This is a genomic window from Paenibacillus sp. FSL R7-0273, from assembly GCF_000758625.1.
In the GTDB taxonomy this organism is placed as follows: Bacteria; Bacillota; Bacilli; order Paenibacillales; family Paenibacillaceae; genus Paenibacillus_AQ.
On the sequence record NZ_CP009283.1, the window covers coordinates 5319773 to 5342371 of the forward strand.

At 47.6% G+C, this 22599-nt stretch carries 21 protein-coding genes and 1 pseudogene; 6 read left to right on the forward strand and 16 right to left on the reverse strand.

Going from position 1 to position 22599, the window contains the following annotated elements; all coding sequences use genetic code 11:
- Positions 1 to 25 precede the first annotated feature (25 nt).
- Positions 26 to 1522: an FAD-dependent oxidoreductase gene (locus R70723_RS22975; RefSeq protein ID WP_052421440.1), complete on the forward strand. Its 1497-nt coding sequence runs from the start codon at positions 26 to 28 to the stop codon at positions 1520 to 1522.
- Positions 1523 to 1531: 9 nt separating this feature from the next.
- Here R70723_RS22975 and R70723_RS22980 read toward each other — a convergent pair whose 3' ends face one another.
- From R70723_RS22980 to R70723_RS22990, 3 genes are all read right to left on the reverse strand, one after another.
- Positions 1532 to 2362: an AraC family transcriptional regulator gene (locus tag R70723_RS22980; protein ID WP_039875712.1), complete on the reverse strand. Its 831-nt coding sequence runs from the start codon at positions 2360 to 2362 to the stop codon at positions 1532 to 1534.
- 169 nt (positions 2363 to 2531) lie between these two features.
- Positions 2532 to 4163, reverse strand: coding sequence for a response regulator (locus tag R70723_RS22985; RefSeq protein ID WP_039875715.1), 1632 nt, complete (start codon positions 4161 to 4163; stop codon positions 2532 to 2534).
- Entirely contained in the window at positions 4150 to 5904 is a 1755-nt protein-coding gene (locus tag R70723_RS22990) for a sensor histidine kinase (protein WP_039875717.1), read from the reverse strand. Before R70723_RS22990 ends, R70723_RS22985 begins: the two co-directional genes overlap by 14 nt.
- 142 nt (positions 5905 to 6046) lie before the next feature.
- Here R70723_RS22990 and R70723_RS22995 point away from each other — a divergent pair, with 142 nt between their 5' ends.
- Complete coding sequence (locus tag R70723_RS22995) at positions 6047 to 6532, forward strand: NUDIX hydrolase (RefSeq protein WP_039875718.1); 486 nt, start codon at positions 6047 to 6049, stop codon at positions 6530 to 6532.
- A 361-nt stretch (positions 6533 to 6893) separates the two neighbouring features.
- On the opposite strand, the gene R70723_RS23000 is transcribed toward R70723_RS22995, so the two are convergent.
- Positions 6894 to 7856 carry an NAD-dependent epimerase/dehydratase family protein gene (locus R70723_RS23000; protein WP_039875721.1) on the reverse strand — a complete coding sequence of 321 codons (963 nt, stop codon included), beginning with the start codon at positions 7854 to 7856 and terminating at the stop codon, positions 6894 to 6896.
- A gap of 229 nt (positions 7857 to 8085) precedes the next feature.
- Here R70723_RS23000 and R70723_RS23005 point away from each other — a divergent pair, with 229 nt between their 5' ends.
- Positions 8086 to 8631 carry a TetR-like C-terminal domain-containing protein gene (locus R70723_RS23005; RefSeq protein ID WP_039879189.1) on the forward strand — a complete coding sequence of 182 codons (546 nt, stop codon included), beginning with the start codon at positions 8086 to 8088 and terminating at the stop codon, positions 8629 to 8631.
- A 183-nt stretch (positions 8632 to 8814) separates the two neighbouring features.
- Here the strand turns inward: R70723_RS23005 and R70723_RS23010 are convergent, their stop codons facing one another.
- Positions 8815 to 9054 (reverse strand): hypothetical protein, encoded by a 240-nt coding sequence (locus R70723_RS23010; protein ID WP_039875722.1) that lies wholly within the window; start codon positions 9052 to 9054, stop codon positions 8815 to 8817.
- 365 nt (positions 9055 to 9419) lie between these two features.
- On the opposite strand from R70723_RS23010, the gene R70723_RS33040 reads away from it, so the two are divergent.
- Positions 9420 to 9650, forward strand: coding sequence for a ribbon-helix-helix domain-containing protein (locus R70723_RS33040; protein WP_076418359.1), 231 nt, complete (start codon positions 9420 to 9422; stop codon positions 9648 to 9650).
- 17 nt (positions 9651 to 9667) lie between these two features.
- A complete protein-coding gene (locus tag R70723_RS23015) occupies positions 9668 to 10477 on the forward strand; it encodes an alpha/beta fold hydrolase (protein WP_039875724.1) in 810 nt (269 codons plus the stop codon).
- A gap of 399 nt (positions 10478 to 10876) precedes the next feature.
- Here R70723_RS23015 and R70723_RS23020 read toward each other — a convergent pair whose 3' ends face one another.
- The 11 genes and pseudogenes from R70723_RS23020 to R70723_RS23070 all read right to left on the reverse strand — a co-directional run bounded on the left by R70723_RS23020 (position 10877) and on the right by R70723_RS23070 (position 21594).
- Positions 10877 to 11689: an inositol monophosphatase family protein gene (locus tag R70723_RS23020; protein WP_039875727.1), complete on the reverse strand. Its 813-nt coding sequence runs from the start codon at positions 11687 to 11689 to the stop codon at positions 10877 to 10879.
- Positions 11686 to 12156: an NUDIX hydrolase gene (locus R70723_RS23025; RefSeq protein WP_039875730.1), complete on the reverse strand. Its 471-nt coding sequence runs from the start codon at positions 12154 to 12156 to the stop codon at positions 11686 to 11688. Before R70723_RS23025 ends, R70723_RS23020 begins: the two co-directional genes overlap by 4 nt.
- 135 nt (positions 12157 to 12291) lie before the next feature.
- Positions 12292 to 12894, reverse strand: a complete 603-nt coding sequence (locus tag R70723_RS23030) for a lysozyme inhibitor LprI family protein (protein WP_039875732.1) — start codon at positions 12892 to 12894, stop codon at positions 12292 to 12294.
- 246 nt (positions 12895 to 13140) lie between these two features.
- Positions 13141 to 13659 carry a TlpA family protein disulfide reductase gene (locus R70723_RS23035; RefSeq protein ID WP_052421441.1) on the reverse strand — a complete coding sequence of 173 codons (519 nt, stop codon included), beginning with the start codon at positions 13657 to 13659 and terminating at the stop codon, positions 13141 to 13143.
- A gap of 2 nt (positions 13660 to 13661) precedes the next feature.
- A complete protein-coding gene (locus tag R70723_RS23040) occupies positions 13662 to 14381 on the reverse strand; it encodes an ABC transporter ATP-binding protein (RefSeq protein ID WP_039875736.1) in 720 nt (239 codons plus the stop codon).
- Complete coding sequence (locus R70723_RS23045; protein ID WP_039875739.1) at positions 14374 to 15195, reverse strand: ABC transporter permease; 822 nt, start codon at positions 15193 to 15195, stop codon at positions 14374 to 14376. Before R70723_RS23045 ends, R70723_RS23040 begins: the two co-directional genes overlap by 8 nt.
- 2 nt (positions 15196 to 15197) lie before the next feature.
- Positions 15198 to 15746: a nitrous oxide reductase accessory protein NosL gene (locus R70723_RS23050; protein WP_039875740.1), complete on the reverse strand. Its 549-nt coding sequence runs from the start codon at positions 15744 to 15746 to the stop codon at positions 15198 to 15200.
- The gene (locus R70723_RS23055) at positions 15743 to 17110 is read right to left on the reverse strand and encodes a right-handed parallel beta-helix repeat-containing protein (RefSeq protein ID WP_081957471.1); all 1368 of its coding nucleotides are present in this window, start codon (positions 17108 to 17110) and stop codon (positions 15743 to 15745) included. The genes R70723_RS23050 and R70723_RS23055 overlap by 4 nt, the downstream gene beginning before the upstream one ends.
- 395 nt (positions 17111 to 17505) lie before the next feature.
- Positions 17506 to 19332 carry an APC family permease gene (locus R70723_RS23060; protein WP_039875743.1) on the reverse strand — a complete coding sequence of 609 codons (1827 nt, stop codon included), beginning with the start codon at positions 19330 to 19332 and terminating at the stop codon, positions 17506 to 17508.
- 148 nt (positions 19333 to 19480) lie between these two features.
- Positions 19481 to 20182, reverse strand: a pseudogene (locus R70723_RS23065) (cation diffusion facilitator family transporter); the annotation flags it as partial.
- Between the two features lie 197 nt (positions 20183 to 20379).
- Positions 20380 to 21594, reverse strand: a complete 1215-nt coding sequence (locus R70723_RS23070; RefSeq protein ID WP_076418356.1) for an MFS transporter — start codon at positions 21592 to 21594, stop codon at positions 20380 to 20382.
- A gap of 81 nt (positions 21595 to 21675) precedes the next feature.
- Here R70723_RS23070 and R70723_RS23075 point away from each other — a divergent pair, with 81 nt between their 5' ends.
- Positions 21676 to 22536, forward strand: coding sequence for a MerR family transcriptional regulator (locus tag R70723_RS23075; protein ID WP_039875749.1), 861 nt, complete (start codon positions 21676 to 21678; stop codon positions 22534 to 22536).
- Positions 22537 to 22599: the final 63 nt, after the last annotated feature.

Here is a 22599-nt window from a genome sequence, read left to right on the forward strand (position 1 = left end):
TGCAATACGAATGGAGGAGAACAGTGTGAATCAGGATAAAACGTATGACATTGTTATTTACGGAGGTACGGCCGCTGGCATCGCCGCAGCGGTTCAAGCCCGGAAAATGGGCAAAAGCGCGGTGGTGATTGAACCGGGCCGGCGGATCGGAGGGTTGACCAGCGGCGGGCTGGGCGATACGGATGTGGGGATGAAGGAAGCCGTTGGCGGCTTGTCCTTGGAGTTCTACCAGCGGGTGGCCCGGAAATATGCACAGGAAGAGGCCTGCTGGCTTTTTGAGCCCAAGGTTGCGCTGGAAGTGCTGCAGGATTGGGTGACGGAGTATGGCATCGAAGTGGTTTACGGAGAGCGGCTTGACTTGGCGGACGGTGTGACAAAGCAGGGGGATACCATCGTTTCCATCCGCATGGAATCCGGCAGCATCTTCAAGGGCGGCATGTTCATCGATGCCGGCTACGAAGGCGATCTGATGGGCAAAGCCGGCGTCTCCTATTTTGTTGGCCGGGAATCAAATGCTCAGTACGGCGAGACGCTGAATGGCATCCGTCCCGGCAATGAGCTGCCCGGCGGTATAGATCCTTATGTGGTGAAGGGTGTGCCTGCCAGCGGCCTGCTTAAGCGTGTCCTGCCGCACTGCGGCGGCGGTATCGGCGATGGGGATGACAAGCTCCAGGCTTACAATTTCCGCATGTGCCTGACCAACAATCCGGACAACCGCATAGACATTGAAAAGCCGGAAGGCTATAACGAAGCCGATTACGAGATTCTGTTCAGGGCCATCGAGCAAGGACAGGACTCCCGTTTCTTTAAGCTGAACCGGGTGACCCCGGACAAGACGGATTCCAACAACAACAGCGGCATTTCCACTGACTACAACGGGATGAACCATGACTATGCGGAGGCGGATTACCAGTCGCGGGAACAAATGTGGGAAGCTCATCGCATCTACCAGCAGGGCTATGTCTGGACTATTCAGAATCATCCCCGGGTGCCGGAGGAAATCCGGGCTGTCTACCGGCCGTGGGGCCTGCCGCTCGATGAATTTATCGAAAGCGGCCATTGGACCCCCCAGTTGTATATCCGGGAATCCCGCCGCATGATCGGCGATTATGTGGTGACTGAGCATGACGTCAGACTGGAAAATCGGGTGCCGGATTCCGTGGGTATGGGCTCCTTTGCCATGGATTCACACCATACCCAGTATTATGTGAATGAAGACGGGCATGTCAGCACGGAGGGAGGTTTTTATATCCGCCTGGCCGCCCCCTATCCGATAAGCTACCGGGCACTTATACCGAAGCGGAAGGAATGCGCCAACCTGCTCGTGCCGGTGTGTGTCTCCGCTACCCATGCGGCATACGGCTCCATCCGGATGGAGCCGGTCTTTATGATCCTGGGACAGTCAGCTGCGGCTGCGGCTGTATTGGCGCTTGAGGCGGACGGCGTTGTTCAGAATGTAAAGGCTGACGAGCTGCAGGCTATACTCGTTCAGGAGAATCAGGTTTTATATTCAGATATCTGATTGTTGCCTTTAATCAGGAGTAAAACCAAAGCCATACCTGCGGCGGTATTCTCCTGGAGGATGTCCGAACCGTTCACGGAACACCCGGCAGAAATGGGCGTAGCTCTGGAACCCCGTGTTTTCGGCAACCTGCTCCAGCGCCAGATTGCTGTAGAGCACCTGCTGCTCGGCAAGCTTTAACCGGACATCGATGCAGTAGGCGAACAACGATTGGCCAAAGGCTGCCTTGAACAGATAAGAGCAGCGGGAGACGCTTAATTCCGCAGAGGCTGCTATTTTTTCCAGACTGAGCGGCTCATGGGCATGATTTTCAATGAATCGTTTGAGCTGGTGTGCCGTATCCGATCCCTTGGTTCGCTTTCCGGCGCCGACCGCCTGCTCCAGTGTCAGACACAGCGCCCTCAGGAGGTAATCCATCATTTCGTCCTGGTTCTGCATCACCTTTTTCTTTTCGCCGATAATATGCTTCCACAAGGTAATGACCGTATCATCGTAGCCGATATTTGTTTTGGCCGGCAGGCTTCTGTCGTTCCACCAGGCATCCAGCCACTCCCCCCTGCCGGCCAAAAAATAATCTGCAACAGGCTGCACTGTTTCCGATTTCGGCAGCCCTCTGGGCTGTACGATCAGCTCATAGGGCTGGTCAGGCGGGTAAAGCAGCAGGTCCCCCGGGATGATCGTCTCGTATTTTCCCTCCACCAGCGCACGGCAGCTTCCCTCCGCCTGCAGACGGAACAGGTAGAAGGTCAGTCCGTCCCTAAACCGGGCGGAGTGGGGCTTCAGATGTGTGGAATAATTGGCATAAATCACGCAGGCTCCTTGCGGAGCGGAATGGTTCATTTGCAGGGCTCCTCCCGGGAATAGCGGTTATGCACCGATTACAGCTTTTTCTTCGTAATGATTGGCAGTAGAAAGAGATCCAGACCGGCGGCGGCGGATCTCTTTTACTGTTCTGCAGCACGGCTGATTTAGAGCACCATCCGGCTATACAATCTGCACAGTATTAGCGTTAGCCCCATCCATCCGGCCGGTCCGGGTGGTAGCCCGCCCTGAACTCCGAAGGTGTCTGGCCGGTGATCTTCTTGAACATCTCGCTGAAATACCGGCGCTCCTCATAGCCTACAGCTGAAGCCACCTCCTGCACCTGTACCCCCTCCACCAGCAGCAGCTTTGCCTTGTGGATCCGCTCCGCGGTCGTAAACTGGGTAACCGTCATACCCGTCACCCGTTTGAAGAGGCTGGAGAAATAGCTGGCGCTCAGATGCACATGGGCAGCGCATTCCCCGACCGTGATATCCTTGGACAAGCGGCTCCTGATATAATCAATAGCTTCATAGATCACCTTCTGCCCTTCGGACAAGCTGTTGCGGCGCACCATCTCGGCCCCATCCGTGCACAGGGCGAGCAGCTGGCGCTGCAGAGAGGCCAGCGGCAGCCCCGCGGTTCCCTGCACGGCCCGGAAACGCTGGATCAGCGGGTGAATATCCGGATAGGGCACCATTTCGTAAAAGGTGCGGATCGCTGAAGCGGCCAGCTCATCGTACAGGCTAAGGAGATAATCGGGATTGTGCCGGGAAATCCCCTTCTGCAGCGTTTGCGATATGGCGGACAAAATAGCCTCCGTCCGCCCGGCATTCCCGGAGCGCAGGGCCAGCAGCAGCTCATCCTTATACTCAAGCGCCAGCGGCTCCTGGCTTCCTTCCTGCTGGATATCCTCGTACTTGATTGCCGCATTCCCTTCGGTGAACAGATGATGGGAGAGCGCACGCTGAGCCTGGCGGTAGGAATCGGGCAGCTCGCTGATTTCCTCCACCGGGCCGCCGACTCCAACCGAAACCGTAAATTTCGTATACTGCTCTATATTCCGGCAGCACTGCTCAGCTATTTCTATGGGACTGCTCGTTCCTGTTTCGTTCATTACGGCCAGGAAACGGTCATGACGGGCCCGGAAAACCACGCTCTGTGCATGGTCTGCCAGCGTCTCCTGCATAATGTTCAGCAGGGAGAAGCGGATCAGCTCCATCTCGCGGATGGACCGCTCGGCAAGCTGCTCCCGGAAGCGGTCGATCTCAATCAGCATCACCACAAAGCCTCTCGGTTCAAGCCTGATATTTAAAAAATCCCACCGTCCTGCAGCTTCCTCCCATGTAGTACGGTGGCTCACAAGCAGCGCAAAATATTCCTGCCGCAGCACCGGCATGCTCTCCCGCAGCTTATTCTCCATTTCCTGCAGGCTTAAGCGCTTGGAGCGCTCCTCCATAATCTCCGCCTTGGCCCGCAGCACCGCCGACATGATGTCCTCCTGCGAAAACGGCTTTACCACAAAATCAAATGCCCCCAGCTGCACCGCCTGCTGTGCATACTCGAAATCGGCATAGCCGCTGATCAGAATCACCTTGCAACCCCTGTTCTCTTCCAGCACCGCCCGCAGCATGCTCAGCCCGTCCATTCTCGGCATACGGATGTCGGTAATGACGAGATCCGGCCGCTGCGCCTGAATGAGCCGGAGCCCCTCTTCCCCGTTGCTTGAAACGCCCGCGACGTGAATTCCCTGCTCCTCCCAGTTCATCGCGGTCAGCCCGTCCACCACGCTTTTGATATCGTCGATAATGCAGAGACTGACCGGCTCATGCTGGCTCATCTGAATGCTCCCCTTTCTTCGGTAAAGAAATCCGTATTTCCGTTCCGCGCTCGGGTGCGCTGTCGACCTGAAACTCCGCACTGCCCCCGTAATACAGCTGGAGCCGCCGGATCATATTAGACACGGCATAGCCCTTATCCGACTCCAGCCAAAAGAGGGCGCGCACCTGGTCCTCCTCCATACCGCTGCCGTTATCACGTACGCAAATCGTCCATCGTTCCCCATCCGCGGCAATTTCGATCCCGATGCTTCCGCCGCTCTCCCGGTCCCGGAAGCCGTGAAGAATACTGTTCTCTACCAGCGGCTGGAGAATGATGCGCGGAATCGAAAGCCCGGACAGCTCCGGCCCCTGCACCTGGATTTCATAAGTGAACAAGCCTTCGTAGCAGCTGGATTGCAGCTCCAGATACTGGCGCACATGCTCCAGCTCTTTGGACAGGGTTGTAATCTCCCGGCCGTTGTTCAGCCCAAGCTGGAAGAGGCGGGAGAGCGAAAGGACCATTTTCTGCGACGGTTCGACCTGCTTTAAATTCAGCTTCCAGTAGATGGTGTTGAGGGTATTGTACAAAAAATGCGGGTCCATCTGCGCCGACAGCGCCTTAATCTCCGCGGCCCGCTTATGCGACTGCGCCTCTGTAACCTCGTCGATCAGCACCACAATCTGCTCCAGCATCCGGTTGAACCGGAAGCCCACCTGTCCAAGCTCATCCCCGCTGGCGCTCTCGAAGCGGGCAGACAGATCATTGTTCTCCACCCGCTTCATCACCTTCAGCAGCCCCTGAAGCGGCTTCAGCAGATAGCGTGTAAAGGCGCCGGAAATCAGCGAGGTCACGGTAAACGCCGCCAGCGCAATCCCGGCGATGAGCCATTTAACATACACCATATCCTTCAGCACCCCGGCCTGAGACTGGATGGTCGTCATCGTCCAATCCGCAATCCCAAGCTTGGCATAGTTCAGTAAATACGCCTTGCCGTCCAGATCAAAGGATTGGCTGCCCTCCGGCCGGCCCATGATTTCCCGTAAATTCCCGGCATCCACCGCCTGCCGGACCAGCGGGTCCTTCGCGGGGTAGACCGTCTCTCCCGCCGTATTCAGCAAAAAGCTCGATGCCCCTTGTCCGGTGTCTCCCTGCACCAGCTTGCGGAAGCCGTCTTCGCGGATGTTCACCACGATGTAAACATCGTTAACCGGTGTGTCAAAGATCGGCTCCAGAATCAGCGAGATTACGCGCTCCTTGCCGGAGAAGAGCATATCCTCGTGGCCCTCCACCCAGATGTTCTTTTTTTCCTGCTCAATCCGGTCGTAAAGAAAAGTATCTTTAAAAGCGTTAAGCCGGTTGCGGTTCATGGACGACGGGTAAAACTCCCCGATCGGGGTCGTCACATAAATGGACTGGATCAGCGGCTCGGCGATCCGCGCCTGGGAGAACACATTGTCCAAATCGTTCAAATGCGTGTAATATTCCTGTGTGTCCCCGGAGGCGGCATCCTTCAGCATATCGTAAAAGGGCTGGCTGATCATAAACGTCATCATAATGAGCATCAGCTTGTTCAGCTTCTCATCTACAATCTGCGCAGACCGCACTACCGTATCCTGCGTCAGCTTCAGAGCGTTCTTCTCCAGGGTAGCGGCCGAAATATAGTAAGACAGCCCTCCGGTCATCAGCACCGAAAGGAGGATAACGGCCAGAAATGCGACTTTGAGCTTGTTGCGGAACGATTGCCTGCGCAGATACTCCAAGCTTTTTCACGCCTTTCCTTCTAAAAATCTATGTCCTTCAATTATGTCCTTCCAGTCACGATTCCACAAGAAGCACCGCTGAAGACAGTGGACTCACCGTACGCCGACCGTCGATTCACCGCAGGTCGCCTGTTCCAAAATAATGAAGGAAAAGTTCCATCGCCACATAGGGGTTTACGGAATATGTATAGTTAACGAGAAAATTTTAGTTATTCGAAAGAGCTTAGGCCCTTACACGGGTCAATTTGACTTGCCTGGTGGACGGCTAGAAGGATCAGAGTCCTTAGAGCAAGGCTTAAAAAGGGAATTTAGCGAAGAAACAGGACACTCGGTTAAAGAACTCTACAATATTGGCGTTTGTGATTTTTCTGTACTATGGACTCTACCGGATGACTCGACTGAATTCTTGCATCATATTGCAATTTTGTATGAAGTTATTGGTGCCGAAAAAATGGGTGTTTCCGTAGTTCAATTCGAGGGACAAGACTCTGATGGCTATGACTGGATTTCAATCGATAAGGTTACACCCTTAAATTCTTCACCGCTGGTGCAGCAAGCGGCCGAATGGTTCCGTACGAAGACCCTCCCGGTTAAAAGAAGTTTATATGACTACAGGTCTTCAAGCTAACGGGGGACGATAGTTCAATAATACCAAGAAAGCAGCCGATTCATGTGATGGGCTGCTTTTGTTCGATTAAAGGGCAGGGATATTTACAAGATAAGTGGAGGTTTTATGTCGCATTTGACGCAAACTGTGCGGTAAGGGCGGGCAGAACGTTAGTCAAAAATTATAATCGAAGGCAGCTCTGAACGAGAAAATTGAGTCTTTGGCTGTCACTGTTTTGTTGAACTAACGTTTCCTGTTAGCTTCATGCATTATTTAGACTCATGCTGCTGAATGACAAGGCGGTTTTCGGGCTCTGTCGGGAGGTGCGCATAAAATAAGCTTCTACCTTAGATAAGATAATAATTTAACTTTAATGTTTTCTTTACTTTTGCTGTTCAAACCATTGGTGTTCCACCATATAGGCAACACTCTCTTCTATGGTTTCCAAAAGTGTATATCTTGGATTGTATTCAAGTAGGCGTTTTGCTTTTTCAATACTAAAATAACCGCTACGAACGATATGATGGTAGGTTCGGTCGATAAAATCCTCATTTTCTGTATATTTATACCATTCTTCCCAAGGAAGAAAATTGATTTTTTCCTCCTGTTCGAAATAACGGTACATAGCTTGTGCATAACCCAGTAACGTAATGGATTCTGCACCAACAGCATGAAAACTCTCGCCTAACGCTGATTTTCGATGAGTAATTGCATTGAAGAAAAGCATCGCGACATCGTCTGCATGCACATGATGTAATGTCTCCATACCAAAGTTCGGAAGTGCTATTTCTTCTCCACGGCGGATTTTGTTAAAAATCCAATAATCATGATTAGCAACTGGATTCATAATAACCCACCCTGGACCTGAAATCTGTCCTGGCATGATAACAGTTTCTGGGAAGCTCTCTTGTCGGTAAAGATTGTGTAGGTAATCTTCACTTTTTGCTTTTTGTCTGCCATATTCGTCTAAAGGAAATTTAGGCTGGTTCTCAATTATCGGCAAAACGGTTGGCTTTCCATGCGCCCAAATAGAAGAGCAGAAAATATAGTGCGAAAGATTTGTATTCTTCAAAGCTTCTGTCATGCGTTTTGTGTCATCAAGTGAAAAGTTAATTAAATCAACAACAACATCTGCATTTAATTTAGCTATTTTTTTTTCAAATTCACCTTCGGCTTCTTTGTCTCGGTCAATAATTAAATGTTCTACATTTATCCAAGCTGCATCTTCCTTATAGGGCTTGCTTTGTCCACGAGTAATGCTAATTACATCATTTCCAGCCTTGACCAATAAAGGAACAAGATATGTTCCAATATGACCAGTTCCACCGATTACCACAATTTTCATCCCAATTCCTCCTGATATGCTTAATTATAAAAATCCTTAAAACATCATATAATCCCCTTGTAAGCAAAACTTAATTTACAATTGATGTATATACAATATGTGTCTATAATTTAAATTATAAATTAAAACATAACAAGCCATGAAACTCGTTAATTTTACTGGATTCGTTGATTACACGACAAACATAAAAAAATTGATGATTATCTCAATAAAGAAAGGTGTTTATAAAATGGTAAAAGTCGATAGAAGAGTTGCACGTACCCAAGAAGCAATTAAAAAGGCTTTTCTTGAATTAATGTCTGAAAAAAATTTCAATAACATTTCCATTCAGGATATTTCTGACAGGGCAAATATTAATCGTGCAACCGTTTATCTTCATTACTTAGATAAATTTGATCTGTTAGATAAAATTATGGAAGAGCATATCTATAACATGGGTAACCTTTGTAATCCTGACGGTGATTGGATAGAAGAGACTATGCACTGTATGGAATATTTCGAAAGGAATTATTTATTTTTTTCTACGATGTTAGCGAGTGAAGGAGCACCGTATTTTCGTAATCGGTTTGTTCAACTTAATATTGAAGGATTTAAGAAAGAAGTGGATGTAACTAAAGGTAAAAATCTTGGTCAGAGCGCAGATGTAGTTGCTGAATTCGTAGCAAATGCTTTTGTCGGTGTAGTTGAATGGTGGATAAAAAACGGCATGCCTTATTCCACACAAGAAATGGCAGAAAAAGTAGGTGAACTATTAGAAAGAAACCTATCACACTAGTAAGCAGCCGTTACGAGAAGCACAGTTTGCTCTTCTGGTGCTTTGAACGAAGCCAGATTTAAGGTTTAGGGCGGCCTGACAACGGCGCACGGCACAAGTTAAAGCAGCCAATCAGGTTGATTGGCTGCCTTCATATCTTTATTGAGCTAACGTTTCCAGTTAGTTTAATGGCATTTTTAAAATTTAATGAATAACATCGTGATTCCCTTCTTTAGGGTCATTGATAACAAGCCACTGTTCCTGTTTGACATTGAATTCTTGAAGGCAATGCTCGACAGCATCACCGAGTGTTTCAAACCATAAGTCAGCAATACAACTCTTATCTTCCTGTGTATTAAACAAAAAGACATACGCACCACTCTCAGATTCATAAACCATAACTTTTCTAACTTCACCCACTTGCTCCTCAAGTAGAGCATACATTCGCACTTCTATCCCACCTTATTTGTAATATTCAATACCCTCTTATTAAGCGATCCTGCCTGTTAACTTAACGAGAAGCAGCCATCCTCAAGCCGGCTGCTTCTGTCTGTATTGAGCTATCGTTTCCCTGTAGTTGAATAAGCACGCTTTAATTTATTGCACAATATCTTCGTACTACGCATCATCCAACGGAATCAATCCTTTCAAAAAGGATATAAAGCATTAGACTACCGAGGTCCTCAAAACAAATAAAAGGCAGGTTAGTTTCATCACATTAAAACATCAAGCATCATTAGAAGTTGAATTAGGTAGTAGAAATTGACCTTGAAAATAGTATGTGTAATGATGAAATCAGGTGATGAATTATGATAGAAAACAAATTAACAACAAGTAACTGTGAGCTCTCAAAAAAACACGGTGGAGCTCGTGTTGGCGCTGGCCGCAAGCCCATAGGCGTTACTCGTAAAATCTCTCTAACCTTACCAGAAGAATACTGGGATGAAATAGACCGTTGCTGTGGCAAAGGGGATTATTCCGTCTCCGAGGTACTGCGCTCCATTATTGAAGACAATTTACATAAGTCAGACTTACTATAAAAGGAGCTGATGTTACTTTGAATGAAGGCTACATTGATGTTATTGACGGAGTCCTGTTCTATAAAAGCTACGGCGTAGGCGAACCGATCGTATTTATCCATGGTAATTTTAATGATCATCAGATATGGGAAGAGCAAATAAGTGCATTTTCGGCTAACAATCACGTTATTAGCTATGATTTACGTGGCTATGGGCTTTCTTCCACTCCTCGAAGTTTATTCTCTAATGTGGAGGATCTTAAGTTGCTCATTGATACGCTCGGACTGGAAAAAGTAAACTTAGTTGGCTCTTCCATGGGAGGCAGCGTTGCTATTGATTTTACATTGGCCTATCCAGGGCGTGTTAACCGCATCATCTTAGCAGCACCCTCTATCAGCGGCCGTAACTATCCTGTAAGTATGCTATGGCAGGGAATTAAACAGCATTTTCAGGTACGATTGAGGGGTCATGAGAGAGCAATCGAAACATTTATAAATAATCCATTTTGGCAATATTATTTTCCTGCTTCTAAAAAAGAACAGGCTTTACAAAAAACTGTTGCTAACGTTCGAAAACCTGTTAACTTCTGCCGTTTTTATCCAGGTCTTTCGCGCGGCTCCAATCTATATGCCATCAACCGATTAGAGAAGCTATATCAACCAGTCCTAATTCTCATTGGCGAACTTGATCACCCATTTAATAGAGAGACATCCAACATCCTTCAGACTAAATTAAATAAATCAACAATAATAGTGATGCAGAATTGTGGTCACCTCCCGTTTATTGAGGAGCCCGAAATATTCAATTTCAATTTAACAGAATTTCTTACAACTGGAACCACTGCATAGGAAATATACCTTCACTAAAATCGAAAAATTTGTAGGGACGAGTTATCCAGCCAGTTAAGGCAACTGTTGTTTTTTATTGGAACCCTTAAAACGAACTCTCTTTGAATTTACTAGTGCACTGTTTGTGTCAAATACGACATAAAACCTCTACTCATCTTATTCGACTAAACTGCCCGTTAGCTTAATACATGTTCTCCATCGAGAATTATAATACTGTTGTGTAGTAAAAGAATGCGTCTTGTTCGACTAACGGGAAACGTTAGTTCAATGATCCAACCTTCACTAATCTTGTTCAACTAAACTGCCTGTCAGATGAACAAAAGCAACCGGTCGACATGATCGGCTGCTTGCGTAATTTCATTGGTTTATCGTTTCCTGTTAGTTCAAAAATTGGCAGCATTACTCAGATTCCATCCGCAATAATGTCAAGAGATCATCGAAGATCCCAGGTGTCGTGAATACGACCTCTTCACCATAGAGTTCATTAGGGATGCCGTCTGGCACCGCATGTACATGGCAGCTCATGGCTCCCGCCTCACGTGCAATCAAGCCTGCAGCGGCTACATCCCACGGTGAAAGACTTTCCGTATGGGCATCTAATTTTCCGGATGCCACATAACAAATGTCTACTGTCGGTGCGGCAAAACGCCTAATGTCACGGCAGCTTCTTCGGAGCCGGTTCACTCTTTCAATGGCCGGCTGGACTTTTGCTGGATCATGCGGAAAACCTGTGCCGATGATGGCATCTAATAGTGAAGTACATTTACGGATTTGTAAACGTTCCCCATTGCAATAAGAGCCTTCCCCTTTAATTCCAACATAAGTACAGTTCAAATCCGGGGCATACACGGCTCCTGCGAGCACTACACCATCAAGGGCAAAAGCCAATGAAACACCGTAATGCGGCAGATTCCGGGAAAAATTAACGGTTCCATCTAAGGGATCCATTACCCAAACCGGACCGTCGAACTTGAACTGATCCCAGCTATGTACTCCATCTTCCTCCGAAAGAATTCGATGACCTTGAAATGTCCCCATTATGGCTTCTTGAAGGATTCTTTCCGACAGCAAGTCAGCAGATGTGACCAGCTCACCCGCATCCTTGTAATTCACTTCAACTTTTTCCTGGCTGCGCAGTTCGGAAATCCTGTTACCCGCTTTTGTTACAGCCTGTTCTGCAAACAACGCCAATTCACGAAGATCGAACTTCATTTCGTTCCCATTCCTCCTTTTATTTGCTTTACTATACCTTCTTTATACTCGAATAGATGATCACTTTCTTTTTCTAACAAAACAGGTAAGTACTGAACGACCATTTCAGCAATCCCTAAGTTGCCTGGATTCATGATCCAATCGATTTTCTTCCAATCGAGAATTCCTTCTCTAGTTTTTTTTAGTGGTGTATTTCCCAATTTCGAGTCTACTTCGAATAAGTACACATATAATCCATCCTTTTCTCCACCATCCTTATTCCACTTAATTAGAGCTTTTGAGTAATACTTGTTTACTTTGATACCCGTTTCTTCAAACACTTCACGAATCGCACCCTCATCCGGTGTTTCACCTGCTTCATATTTACCACCGACGCCGTTCCACACCCCCATAATTGGGGGCTTTTCACGATTCAACATTAATATCCGGTCATAACTTTTCAGAAAACATACATTATATTTGAACACTGAATCATCTCCGCATAAATTATAGTCATATCCTATTTCTATGATCCCTTAGACTTCTTTTACTGGCTATACATTACAGTCTGCTTCTTAATGTCCTACGCAGACCATTTCGTTAGAACCTCCTTTAAAGGCTGTTCAACCTTGGTATAAAAACTCAACTTCACCATCTAACAAATAACGATATTCCAATAATTGCATTGTTCTTTCCCTGATTCTCTCCATTCTAACCGTGTCTAGGCTTACTGATCCTTGTGTTCCAAGGTAACCGTTATTAATAAATGTCTTCTCTACAAATTCTGTTTCCCTCAAGTGATACTTTAACCATTCTCTTTGCGATTTAATTAGTGCTTCTTTTGGTTCTCCATCCAACTTAGAAAGAAGCATGTTATATATGTGATTCAACTCTTTATCCCAATCCTCTGAATATTTGCTTACCAACGCCCTCCATCCAAATGTTGTAAACTCTTCAGAATTATGAAAATCATTAAATTCCACTTCATAGTCATGGTCTATAGGATTTCGGAGCATTTCCTCATAAAATTCCCCAGTCAAATCATAGGTCCCAATACTCATGGATAACACTTCATTATTACTTGTTTCTGATTGATCTTCAGTTATTTCTTTCGATTCTGTTCTTATTGATTTCGTTTCGCTGTTCAAGGTAGTCGACTGATTAATATTTTGACAAGCTGAAAACAGCATCGCTATAAAAAATAATAAGAGCATCTTACCTTTCATAAATTATCTCCTTAAAATTTTCTTTGATATTTATCAGTAATGGCGCAAATCCTACTTGTCTACGAACTTCGCAGAGGCTCCATACCTGAAGTATTCGCGAAGTGATTAAACTATCCTGCCCGTTGAATAGACCTGCACTTTGTTTTTTACTCTGCTTCCTCTATTGATCAAATATATGATGCAATCGATGATAAGTAATTATAAAAAAAAGATAGCTTTAGTAGCCATCTTAGGATTGAAAAGGTATCAGGATTTCCCGGCATCCTCAAGCCATTGCTGCAGTTCGTTGAAATCCTGAATTTCACCAAAAATAATCTTCTGTATCTCACCCTTGGTATTAATGATGTAGGTAGAAGGAAGTGCAGTGACGCCATACAACGCAGATATTTTGCCGGTAACATCAATCACTACAGGAAAAGAAAATTGCTGCTCCTCCATATATTCAGACACTGTCCCTTTGGACTCACCAACATTAATAAATAAGGTTTCAATCTGCATATCCGACGATTTATGGATTTCACTTAGCAGCGGCATTTCCTGCATACACGGCTTGCACCAGGTAGCCCAGAAGTTGAGCAGAACCACTTTACCCTTGTAATCAGCCAAGTTTACCTTTTCTCCGGTTAATGAAGTTGCTTCAAACACAGGGGCAGGAGCACCTGCTGCAATTCTTTCAGCTGGAGCTTTGTTCGAATGCTGAAAGTATACCCATACGATGGCCGCCACTGCTGCAACAACAACCAGCCAGGTTACAATTTTGCGCATCCTCATTGCAGCCCCAAACTGTGGTTAAAGGCCTCATATAATGAACCATGTTTTGTCCGGAACTCTTCCGTTGTACCTGATCCTACATTTCTTCCCTGGCTTAAGAATACGATCTGGTCAGCAACCTTATCGGCAATTTCCAACTGATGTGTAGAAAAAATAACGGTATGCCCCTCTTCCCTGATTCCTTGAAGCAGCTTTACAAATTCATTCATCCAGAACGGATCAAGCCCATTCGTCGGCTCATCCATAATCAGCAGCGGCGGTTTAGCCAGCAGCGCTTGAGCGAACAGGACACGCTGGCGCATCCCTTTGGAGAAGGTATTCACCAGACTGTTGCGCTTATCCTGAAGCCCGACCAGAGTAAGCACTTCCTCAACCCGTTCTTTGCGTTTAGGAATCTTCCTTAGGGCTGCCCAGAACGTGAGTGTCTCTTCTGCCGATAAGCCATGATTAAACTGAAAATCATCCGGCATATACCCGATTTGCATCGAAAACGGCTTGCGTGACTTGCTCCAGTAAAGCCCGCTCACCGATACTTCACCTGTTGTCGGCTGGAGAATACCGGCGATCAGCCGCAGAACAGTGCTTTTACCCGCCCCATTGCCTCCACATAGCGCAAGAATGCTGCCGTTAGAAATCTGAAAACTGATTTCATCTACAAGCGTCTGCTTTTTAATAACCTTGGATATTCCTTTCACTTGAACTAACGGGTTATCCACGGGAACGCCCCCTTTCCCATAGCACGTAGACCGAAAGAAGGGAGAGTGCGATCCAGACCAGACAGACCCCGAGAAACAGCATACTGCCATTTGGCCTGCTAATCCATTCAACCCATTGATAATATTCAGGTCCCAGCACGGAGCCTCCACCCAGCTTGACCACAACAAACAGCCGTACAAGCTCTGCCGGGTTGAGGATCGTTAAGATAATAAGCAATGGTTTGATCCAGAGATACGGCAGCAGCCCCAAACCGGCAATCAGAAAAGTCGGCCAGCCGATTACCAGGAAGAACCATACCGCCACAGAGACAGTCAACGCTTGCCAGCGGTTGCGTGACAATGAGCCTATAAACAGGGCGATAGTCAGAAACAGCAGTACAAGCCCCGCCGAAAATGCCAGAAACAAAAAATAAGTACTTGAATCAAAGGCCGTACCGAGAAAGCCGCTGATCAGCCCCATGAGTCCGTAACCAAACGCTACAATAATAAGCAGCACAGCTGCCAGCCCTATATATTTGCCTAAGACAAAGGATAATGTACCCATGGGATAAGTGGACAGCAGCTGCCAGCTGCCGTCCTCCTTTTCTGATGTCAGTGAGAATGAGCCCAGAAACAAAGTCATCAGCGGTAAAAGATAAAGAATCAGGCTTAGCATGGAACCTGTGACGGCAGTGTAGCCCTCCACGACATTTTGCGCATTAATCAGCAGTAAACCAAGGCTAAACGCGCAGAATAAGGTCAAGAAGGAATATGCCCAGGGGTTCCGGAAGCCCATTTTGAGTTCTCTGCGTGCTATTTGCAGGATGTCGCCCATGCTTACATATCCATTTCTTTTGAATCTGCATCTTCCTCAGACATATGCTCATCCATATGACCTTCCCCGCCATGCATATCCATGTTCATCATATCTGTGTTTTGCTTCCATTCATGGGAAGACAGATCTCCGGCCGTCAGAACTGCTCCCACACCTTGCTCTTCCACAAATGCTTCAGCTGCTGCCTTATCCTTAAAGCTGACTACACCATAAGCCATCGGCGTGCGCAGAGATTCATCATACACATAGCTGGCCTTGCTATACTCAACCCACTCTTTGTCGTTATAGTCACGCACGTAATCCATACCAATATTCTCTGTTCCGTTCTGTTCCTTCCACTCGTTCATACAACCGATGTCATCAAACTTATAATTCTTCCCATCCTTGGTTGTCAGCTGTGTGGCGAATGCATCATCCTTAACCTGCATGTTACAGATTACACAGATATCCGTTTCTTCATTGATCGCTACCGGCTCATATTTCTTCTGCCCGCAAGCAGCCAGGATTACCAGACTTATGACTACCATTAATGCTACGCTCCATTTTTTCATAACCTCAATACCCCCAGATATATTATTGTAATGACCGACAAAAACATTAGCAGCCAGCCTGCCACCATTACCGTTCCTTGACCTCCGCCTGCTTGACCTTGAGTGACCGCACCCACTTCCAGTTGCATCAAAGGTGCCGGATCAGCAGACCACTGTGCCTTCCCGCTTGTATACATATCACTTAAAAATGTCATACCCGGTGACTGAAAAAATAACTGATAGGCTGCATTATCAGACACTAATTGCTGATAGAAAGGATTGATCGCATAACGAAGATCACTGATCCCGTCACCTGTAAGGTCCAGTCCTTCAAATGAGTCCCAGTAATTACCGTTTAGCTCGTTATCTTTACTGCCTGTTGCCTGTGCTTCAATCACATTCGCAACAAAGCCGTTACGCTGAAAGCGGTTGCCCTCCGCATCCTCAAATTGAATGCCGATATAGTTCCTGAGAACAAGGTTATTCTGCAGGACGTTATCCGAAGATCGCTGCATATAAATCCCTACACGGTTTCCCTCTACCACGTTGTTCACCACACTTGAAGTCCGGACATCATAGAGCAGTATCCCTTGAGAGTGAACATTCTGGCTTTGCTTGCGAAAGGAATTTCCGGATACAACCACATCTGTTACTCCCATCACCATTGCGCCGGTTATGTTATATTCGCCGGTATTATTAGTGACCCTCGATCCATTTATGTACATACAATGCACACCGTAGCGCAGATAAGATAGCTTGTTCTGATCTACCACAGTGTTGCGGCTGTTTTCCAGATAGATCCCATCCCGCAGATAAGAGATCTCATTCTCTCTAATTTCAGTCCCGTGAGCGTTATACAGGTCAATACCATTTCCTCTTGTTCCCGGGGCTTCTCCTTTAGGAATAAACCAGCGTATCTTGTTCGTTGTAATCACTCCGCCGTTAGCTTCACGGAGCACAATTCCAAAGCCTGCTGTATGAATGGCGAGCCCATTCAGTTTAACCCTATCAGCCTCAACCCTCACCGCAGCGGCTTCTCCGCCGTTATTCTGCTGAATATTCAGATTCTCCAGTTGTACATCATCTGCCCGAATTAGAACAGCAACCTGTCCATCTGGAGAAGTATTCAGGATCGTAGCCTCGCCGTTTCCGGTTATGACAAGTCTTTTGTCAATGCGGACAGGTCCCAGATAAGTTCCCGGAGCCAATGTGAGGGTCTCTCCGATAGTAGCCGAATCAATAATGGGCTGCAGCGGGATAGCCTCCGCATTTGTTTCGGCACCCGCCACATTTTTAAAGCCCAGGCATAACAATACACAGATAGTTAAAAATACAATTACTAATTTTAAACCTCCCGAAAGGGGGTACCCTCTATTTAGTGCCATTGTTCACCTCCTAAAAGTGAGAGCGTATTTATACTCTATCTTTACCAATTCAATGAGGAGATAAAACTAGATCCTATGGTTGCAACATTCCTCAAAATATCTGTTGAATTGGCAGGAATGCATTTTAATCTAAATGCAGTCTTAGTGTAAATAAAAGGAAGACTGGTGAACATAGCCCGATATAGCTATCCGCTAGTGGAGACTGTGTCTAATTTGTGATTTATGTCATATGTACGATATTTATCCATCACTATAACTGCATCCCCATTTCGCTAATGTCTTTTTGCTAATACGGAGTTATCAGCCAGCTAACCTATAAGCCTGCCTACCTTTCCCACGCAAAAAAAGCCGCCCCAAGCCACTTACATGACTTTGGGACAGCCTCTCAAGCTCCATTACTTCTTTAAATGATAAGGCACCGTAGTAACAATCACATCGCTGCGGAATAGCAGACGGGCGCGGATCAGCAGGCTCGACTGGTTATGCAGGATGTTGTGCCAGCCTTTTTTCGGAATAAACTGTGGAATAATGACTGTGACTCTATGATTGAGCTCTGCCGCTTTCCAGTTGATTGTATCAATAAACTTAGTCAACGGATGGATGATGCTTCTGTATGGAGTATAGAGGGTCACCAGGCGTACGTCCGGCTGCCACTTCTTCCATTTTTCCTCGAATGCGGCTTCGTCCTCCCGTTCAAAAGGAACGTATACCGCAATAATCTGCTGCGGTGACAGCGATTTGGCGTATTCCAGCGAGTTCTCCACGACATGGGTGATTCCGGCAACCGGCACGATAATGACATTGCCTTCAATTTTAACCGTGGCTTCACAGGTTGTAATTCTAAGCTGGTCGGCAACCGCCTCGTAATGCTTATGAATTCTATGGAAGACGTACAGCAGGATCGGCAGGAAGACAAAAACAGGCCATACCTGTGTGAACTTGGTCAGGAAGAACATCATCGTAACGATGAAGCTGATCAGCGCGCCTACGGTGTTAATCACGAATTTCGGCATCCAGCCTGCCGGCTTTTCGCGGAGCCATTTTACCATCATCCCGGATTGGGATAACGTAAAGGGAATGAATACCCCTACCGCATACAGAGGAATTAACTGCTCCGTCTCCCCTTCAAATACATAAATGAGCAGCATCGATAGCACACCCAGAATGATAATCCCGTTGGAATATCCCAGTCTGTCCCCGCGCATCGTAAACATACGTGGTATAAATTTGTCCTTAGCCAGATTTACTGCCAGCAGAGGAAAAGCAGAATAGCCGGTATTAGCCGCCAGAATCAGAATGAGTGCAGTTGTACCCTGTATAAAAAAGTACATCGCATTTCGTCCGAAGGTCTGCTCCGCAATCTGCGACACGACAGTAACGTCAGCACGGGGCGCAACTCCATAGTAATAGGCCAGCGTAACAATTCCGGAGAACAGGACCGCTAATAAAATCCCCATTGCCGCCAGCGTTTTGGCTGCATTGGAGGCCTCAGGGCTTTTAAAATTCGGAATGGCATTAGAAATCGCCTCTACCCCGGTTAACGCCGAGCTCCCCGAAGAAAAAGCGCGCAGCAGCAGGAACAGACTGATCCCGGCCACCGGAGTACCGATTGAAGTATGCAGTTCTGCCGGAACATTACCCGTTAAGATGTTATAAAGACCGGTACCGATCAGAATGAACAGGGCCAGCACGAACAGGTAAACCGGATAGGCGAGAACGGAAGCAGATTCCGTAACGCCTCTTAAATTCAATAATGTAATGAGAAATACAAAGATAATGGCAATCAGCACTTTATGATCATGCAGGCTTGGAAAAGCCGATGTAATCGCATCTGTTCCGGCCGATACACTTACCGCCACCGTCAGAATATAATCCACCAGCAGCGAACCGCCTGCAATCAGGCCGGGATATTTGCCCAGGTTTTCCTTAGAGACAACATAGGCTCCCCCGCCATGTGAATAAGCAAAAATAATCTGCCGGTAGGACAGGATCAGTGCAGTCAGCAGCACCAGCACCCCGATTGCGATCGGTATGGAGTACCAGAAAGCCATCGTACCGACTGTAACCAGTACTATCAGGATTTGCTCAGGACCATAGGCAACTGAAGATAAGGCATCTGATGATAAAATCGCCAGTGCTTTCTTTTTATTTAACTTTTGCTCCCCCAGCTCAGTGGACTTCAAGGGCCTGCCAATCAAAAACCTTTTTAAAAAGGAAATCACGGGTTTCACGCTCGCTTTGTACGTAGTCTTATTGTCCTGAAAGCATATCACCTGCCGTATTAATCTGGTGTTAGGATTTCGCCTTAAGTATTAAGATTGCATTAAGATCAGCCCGTTTTTCTTCATTAAAAAAAGCCCCTTGCGGGGCTTACTTCGACGGCTCATAGTGCACATGAACCTCTAAGACTTCGGCAGATTTTTTCAGCTCATTCTCCACATTGGTTGCAACGTTATGGGCTTCCTGAAAGCCAAGTCCGCCTTTGATCGACAGGACGACATCCACCACAGCATTGCTGCCATAGTTTCTGGCCCGCAGCTCCTTAACCTCTTCCACGCCTTCAACCTGCTCGACAGTCTCCCTGAACGTATGGATAATGGTCTCGTCAAACCCGTCCGATAAGTGGTGGGAGGCATCACGGAAGATGTCCCACGCTGTCTTGCAGATAATCAGCCCGACCAGAACCGCTGTTACAGGATCAAGCCACGGAAGGTTGAACTGGGAGCCGATAATCCCGATTACCGCACCGATACTGACCAGGGCGTCCGAATAGTTATCCTTGGCGGCAGCCATTACGGCCTGGCTTTTGATTGCAAGCGCAAGCCGCTTATTGTACCGGTAGACAAAATACATTACGACTGCGCAAAATAGCCCTGTCCACACCGAGATCAGATCCGGCGCTTCTCCTCTGCCCTTAAAGACAGAAGCAACCGCCGTAATCAGAACCTGCAGGCCGACCGCCATCATAATAAAGGAAGCTACTAATGAAGCTATCGTTTCCGATTTCCAGTGGCCGTAAGGATGGTCTGCATCAGCCGGCCGCTGCGCCAGCTTCAGTCCTATCAGCACCGCGTTCGCCCATTTTTAAATTCTCATAACACTGCTGCTGCTCCATGTTTCCAGATTCTCCCCTCGCCTTACATTGCATTGTTTCATACTAGCAGACGCAATTTGAGTGGGTCTAGAGAAACGTTTTTCGACGCGGGACCAATAATGTCACCGGGCAAAGAAGCTTGCCCTGGCGCAAAAGGGTTGCAGCGGCGCATGCTTCAACCAAACTTTAACCGCGATGTAAAAACAACACAGCCCAGCGTTAGAGCCGCCGCTATAAAGTAGGCTCCCATCAGATCGAGCTGAGCCACGATAAAACCGGAGGAGGCGCTGCCAAGCAGCATCCCTCCCATCATAAGCGGAATGATGATCCCGTTGGTCCTGCCGATATACTCCTCTCTGATCTCCTGAATCATCATGGCGCTGAAGGAGACCTGGAAGCAGGCTGTGGCTATACCGGACAGCACTCTCGCGCTTCCTGTCAGCATAGGCCAGACGGACAGCACCTCAATGACGGTAATTGCCGCCCATATAATCATGATTACTGTAATGACCCCGCGTCTGTAGCGGGTTATTTGTGCTGTAAGCATGGCGGCCAAGAGGCCGCCCGCAAGCATCCCCACACCCTCAGCAGCGGCAAACCACTGCACACTTTCCTTTGGCAGGCCCAGCCGGCTCATCGTAACAAAGACATCCAGCGGCTGGGTCACTCCCATCGCCAGACCCGAGATAAGAAACATAACCGCAATCAGCTTCAGGTTGGCATGGCCCAGCACATAACGGAAGCCTTCCTTGATATCCTTGAGCGGTGAAGTCCTCTCTGCCCGCTGCTCTCTGCCCGATGACGGCAGGAACAGCTGGATTCCGGCGGCCAGCGTGAAGATCAGGAACAAGGCAATAATCGATGACTGTATGCCGAGCTGGGTATAGACAAGGGTTCCGAGCATCGGTCCAAAGATCGTGAATAAGGCCATCAGGCTCTGGTTGATACCGACGGCTGTTCCTACCTCCTCCGCAGGGATATGCTTTTTGAAAAGCACTGCAGAAGACGGCTGGGAAAACTGGCTTACAATCGCCGAGATTACAGTGGCCGCGAACACTGCCTGCCATACCCCGCCGGCAATCAGCCCAAGAATCAGCAGCATCGATAACGCGCTTAGGGCATCGCCGAGGATGACTGTTTTTTTCGGATTCCAGCGGTCGGCAAAGGTCCCTCCGATTAGCGAGAATACAAAGATGGGCAGATACTCTAAGGCAGTAAGCATGGATACAGCGGTCGGATTGTTCCCGGTCTGATCCATAATATAGAACAGCAACACCATATTCCGGATCCATATTCCTGTCTGCTGCAGCAGATCGGCTGTGGCGACAATAAGAAATACTCTATTTCTGATAAGTTTGTTCATGAGGCACCCCTGGCTGGTTTTTGACATTTGCTTTGTCAGTATAACGACTTTAAACTATAGGGTAACCCGATAGTCAAGACCATCAAACCAGGGAAAGGGAGCGCTGCTATGTCAGTTATGCCGTCCAAACTTTTTACAACGAGCGAAATGGCCAGGACCTGCGGGGTGACCAAGCATACGCTTTTTCACTATGATGAAATCGGTCTGCTGAAGCCGGAATTCGTTAACGCAAAGGGGTACCGCTACTACTCGCTCCAGCAGTGCTACACACTCGAAATGATCAGCGTGCTCAAGAAGGCCGGCAGTTCGCTAAAGGAGATCAGGGATTTCCTCGACAATCAGAATACCGACCGGTTTGTCAGCCTCATCCGCCAGAAGCAGCGCGAGCTTGAACTGGAGCTGAACCGGATGCAGCGGATACAGAGCTTTCTTGACGGTGCCCTGCAAATGGCCGAAAACGCACAGAAGGCGCCACGGAATACACCGGCAATTGAAGAGCAGCAGGCTGCTTACTTCATAACTACACCCGTCCGCCCGGACATCAGCGATCATGAATACGCCCGCAAAATCAGTGAACACCGCAGCTACTGCGAAGAGCATCTCATCATACATGAGCTGCCGTACTGGTCCATCGTTGACCAGCAGCAGCTTCAGTCAGGAGAATATTATCCAAGCCATATTGCCAGCAAACTGCCTGCACCCGCCCAGGGCGACAATATCATGATGAAGCCGCTTGGGCTATACGCAGTCATGGACCATAAGGGATCATATGAGACTTTAGAACACACCTATGCAGCATTAAAAGCGTTCATCCAGAGCGAAGGGCTGGCCGTATGCGGCGCCGCTTACGAGATGGATCTGTACAATTATTTCACCGAGGATAATCCGGAGCAGTTCGTGATCCGGATTTCGGTTCATGTGAGCTACATGCGTCCGAGTATTACTATTGCAGGCCGTCCAGGCGCCTGAGGAATCAGGCGTGGCGTGGGATGTGCGCCGGCCTTCGCCCCACCTCCCCCGGCCAAAGCAAAC

Coding starts and splice junctions, on each gene's coding strand:
- R70723_RS22980 (WP_039875712.1), bottom strand. CDS start 2,362: ATGAACCATTCCGCTCCGCAAGGAGCCTGCGTGATTTATGCCAATTAT.
- R70723_RS22985 (WP_039875715.1), bottom strand. CDS start 4,163: ATGAGCCAGCATGAGCCGGTCAGTCTCTGCATTATCGACGATATCAAA.
- R70723_RS22995 (WP_039875718.1), top strand. CDS start 6,047: ATGAAGGAAAAGTTCCATCGCCACATAGGGGTTTACGGAATATGTATA.
- R70723_RS23000 (WP_039875721.1), bottom strand. CDS start 7,856: ATGAAAATTGTGGTAATCGGTGGAACTGGTCATATTGGAACATATCTT.
- R70723_RS23005 (WP_039879189.1), top strand. CDS start 8,086: ATGGTAAAAGTCGATAGAAGAGTTGCACGTACCCAAGAAGCAATTAAA.
- R70723_RS23010 (WP_039875722.1), bottom strand. CDS start 9,054: ATGTATGCTCTACTTGAGGAGCAAGTGGGTGAAGTTAGAAAAGTTATG.
- R70723_RS33040 (WP_076418359.1), top strand. CDS start 9,420: ATGATAGAAAACAAATTAACAACAAGTAACTGTGAGCTCTCAAAAAAA.
- R70723_RS23020 (WP_039875727.1), bottom strand. CDS start 11,689: ATGAAGTTCGATCTTCGTGAATTGGCGTTGTTTGCAGAACAGGCTGTA.
- R70723_RS23030 (WP_039875732.1), bottom strand. CDS start 12,894: ATGAAAGGTAAGATGCTCTTATTATTTTTTATAGCGATGCTGTTTTCA.
- R70723_RS23035 (WP_052421441.1), bottom strand. CDS start 13,659: ATGCGCAAAATTGTAACCTGGCTGGTTGTTGTTGCAGCAGTGGCGGCC.
- R70723_RS23045 (WP_039875739.1), bottom strand. CDS start 15,195: ATGGGCGACATCCTGCAAATAGCACGCAGAGAACTCAAAATGGGCTTC.
- R70723_RS23050 (WP_039875740.1), bottom strand. CDS start 15,746: ATGAAAAAATGGAGCGTAGCATTAATGGTAGTCATAAGTCTGGTAATC.
- R70723_RS23055 (WP_081957471.1), bottom strand. CDS start 17,110: ATGGCACTAAATAGAGGGTACCCCCTTTCGGGAGGTTTAAAATTAGTA.
- R70723_RS23070 (WP_076418356.1), bottom strand. CDS start 21,594: ATGTCAAAAACCAGCCAGGGGTGCCTCATGAACAAACTTATCAGAAAT.
- R70723_RS23075 (WP_039875749.1), top strand. CDS start 21,676: ATGTCAGTTATGCCGTCCAAACTTTTTACAACGAGCGAAATGGCCAGG.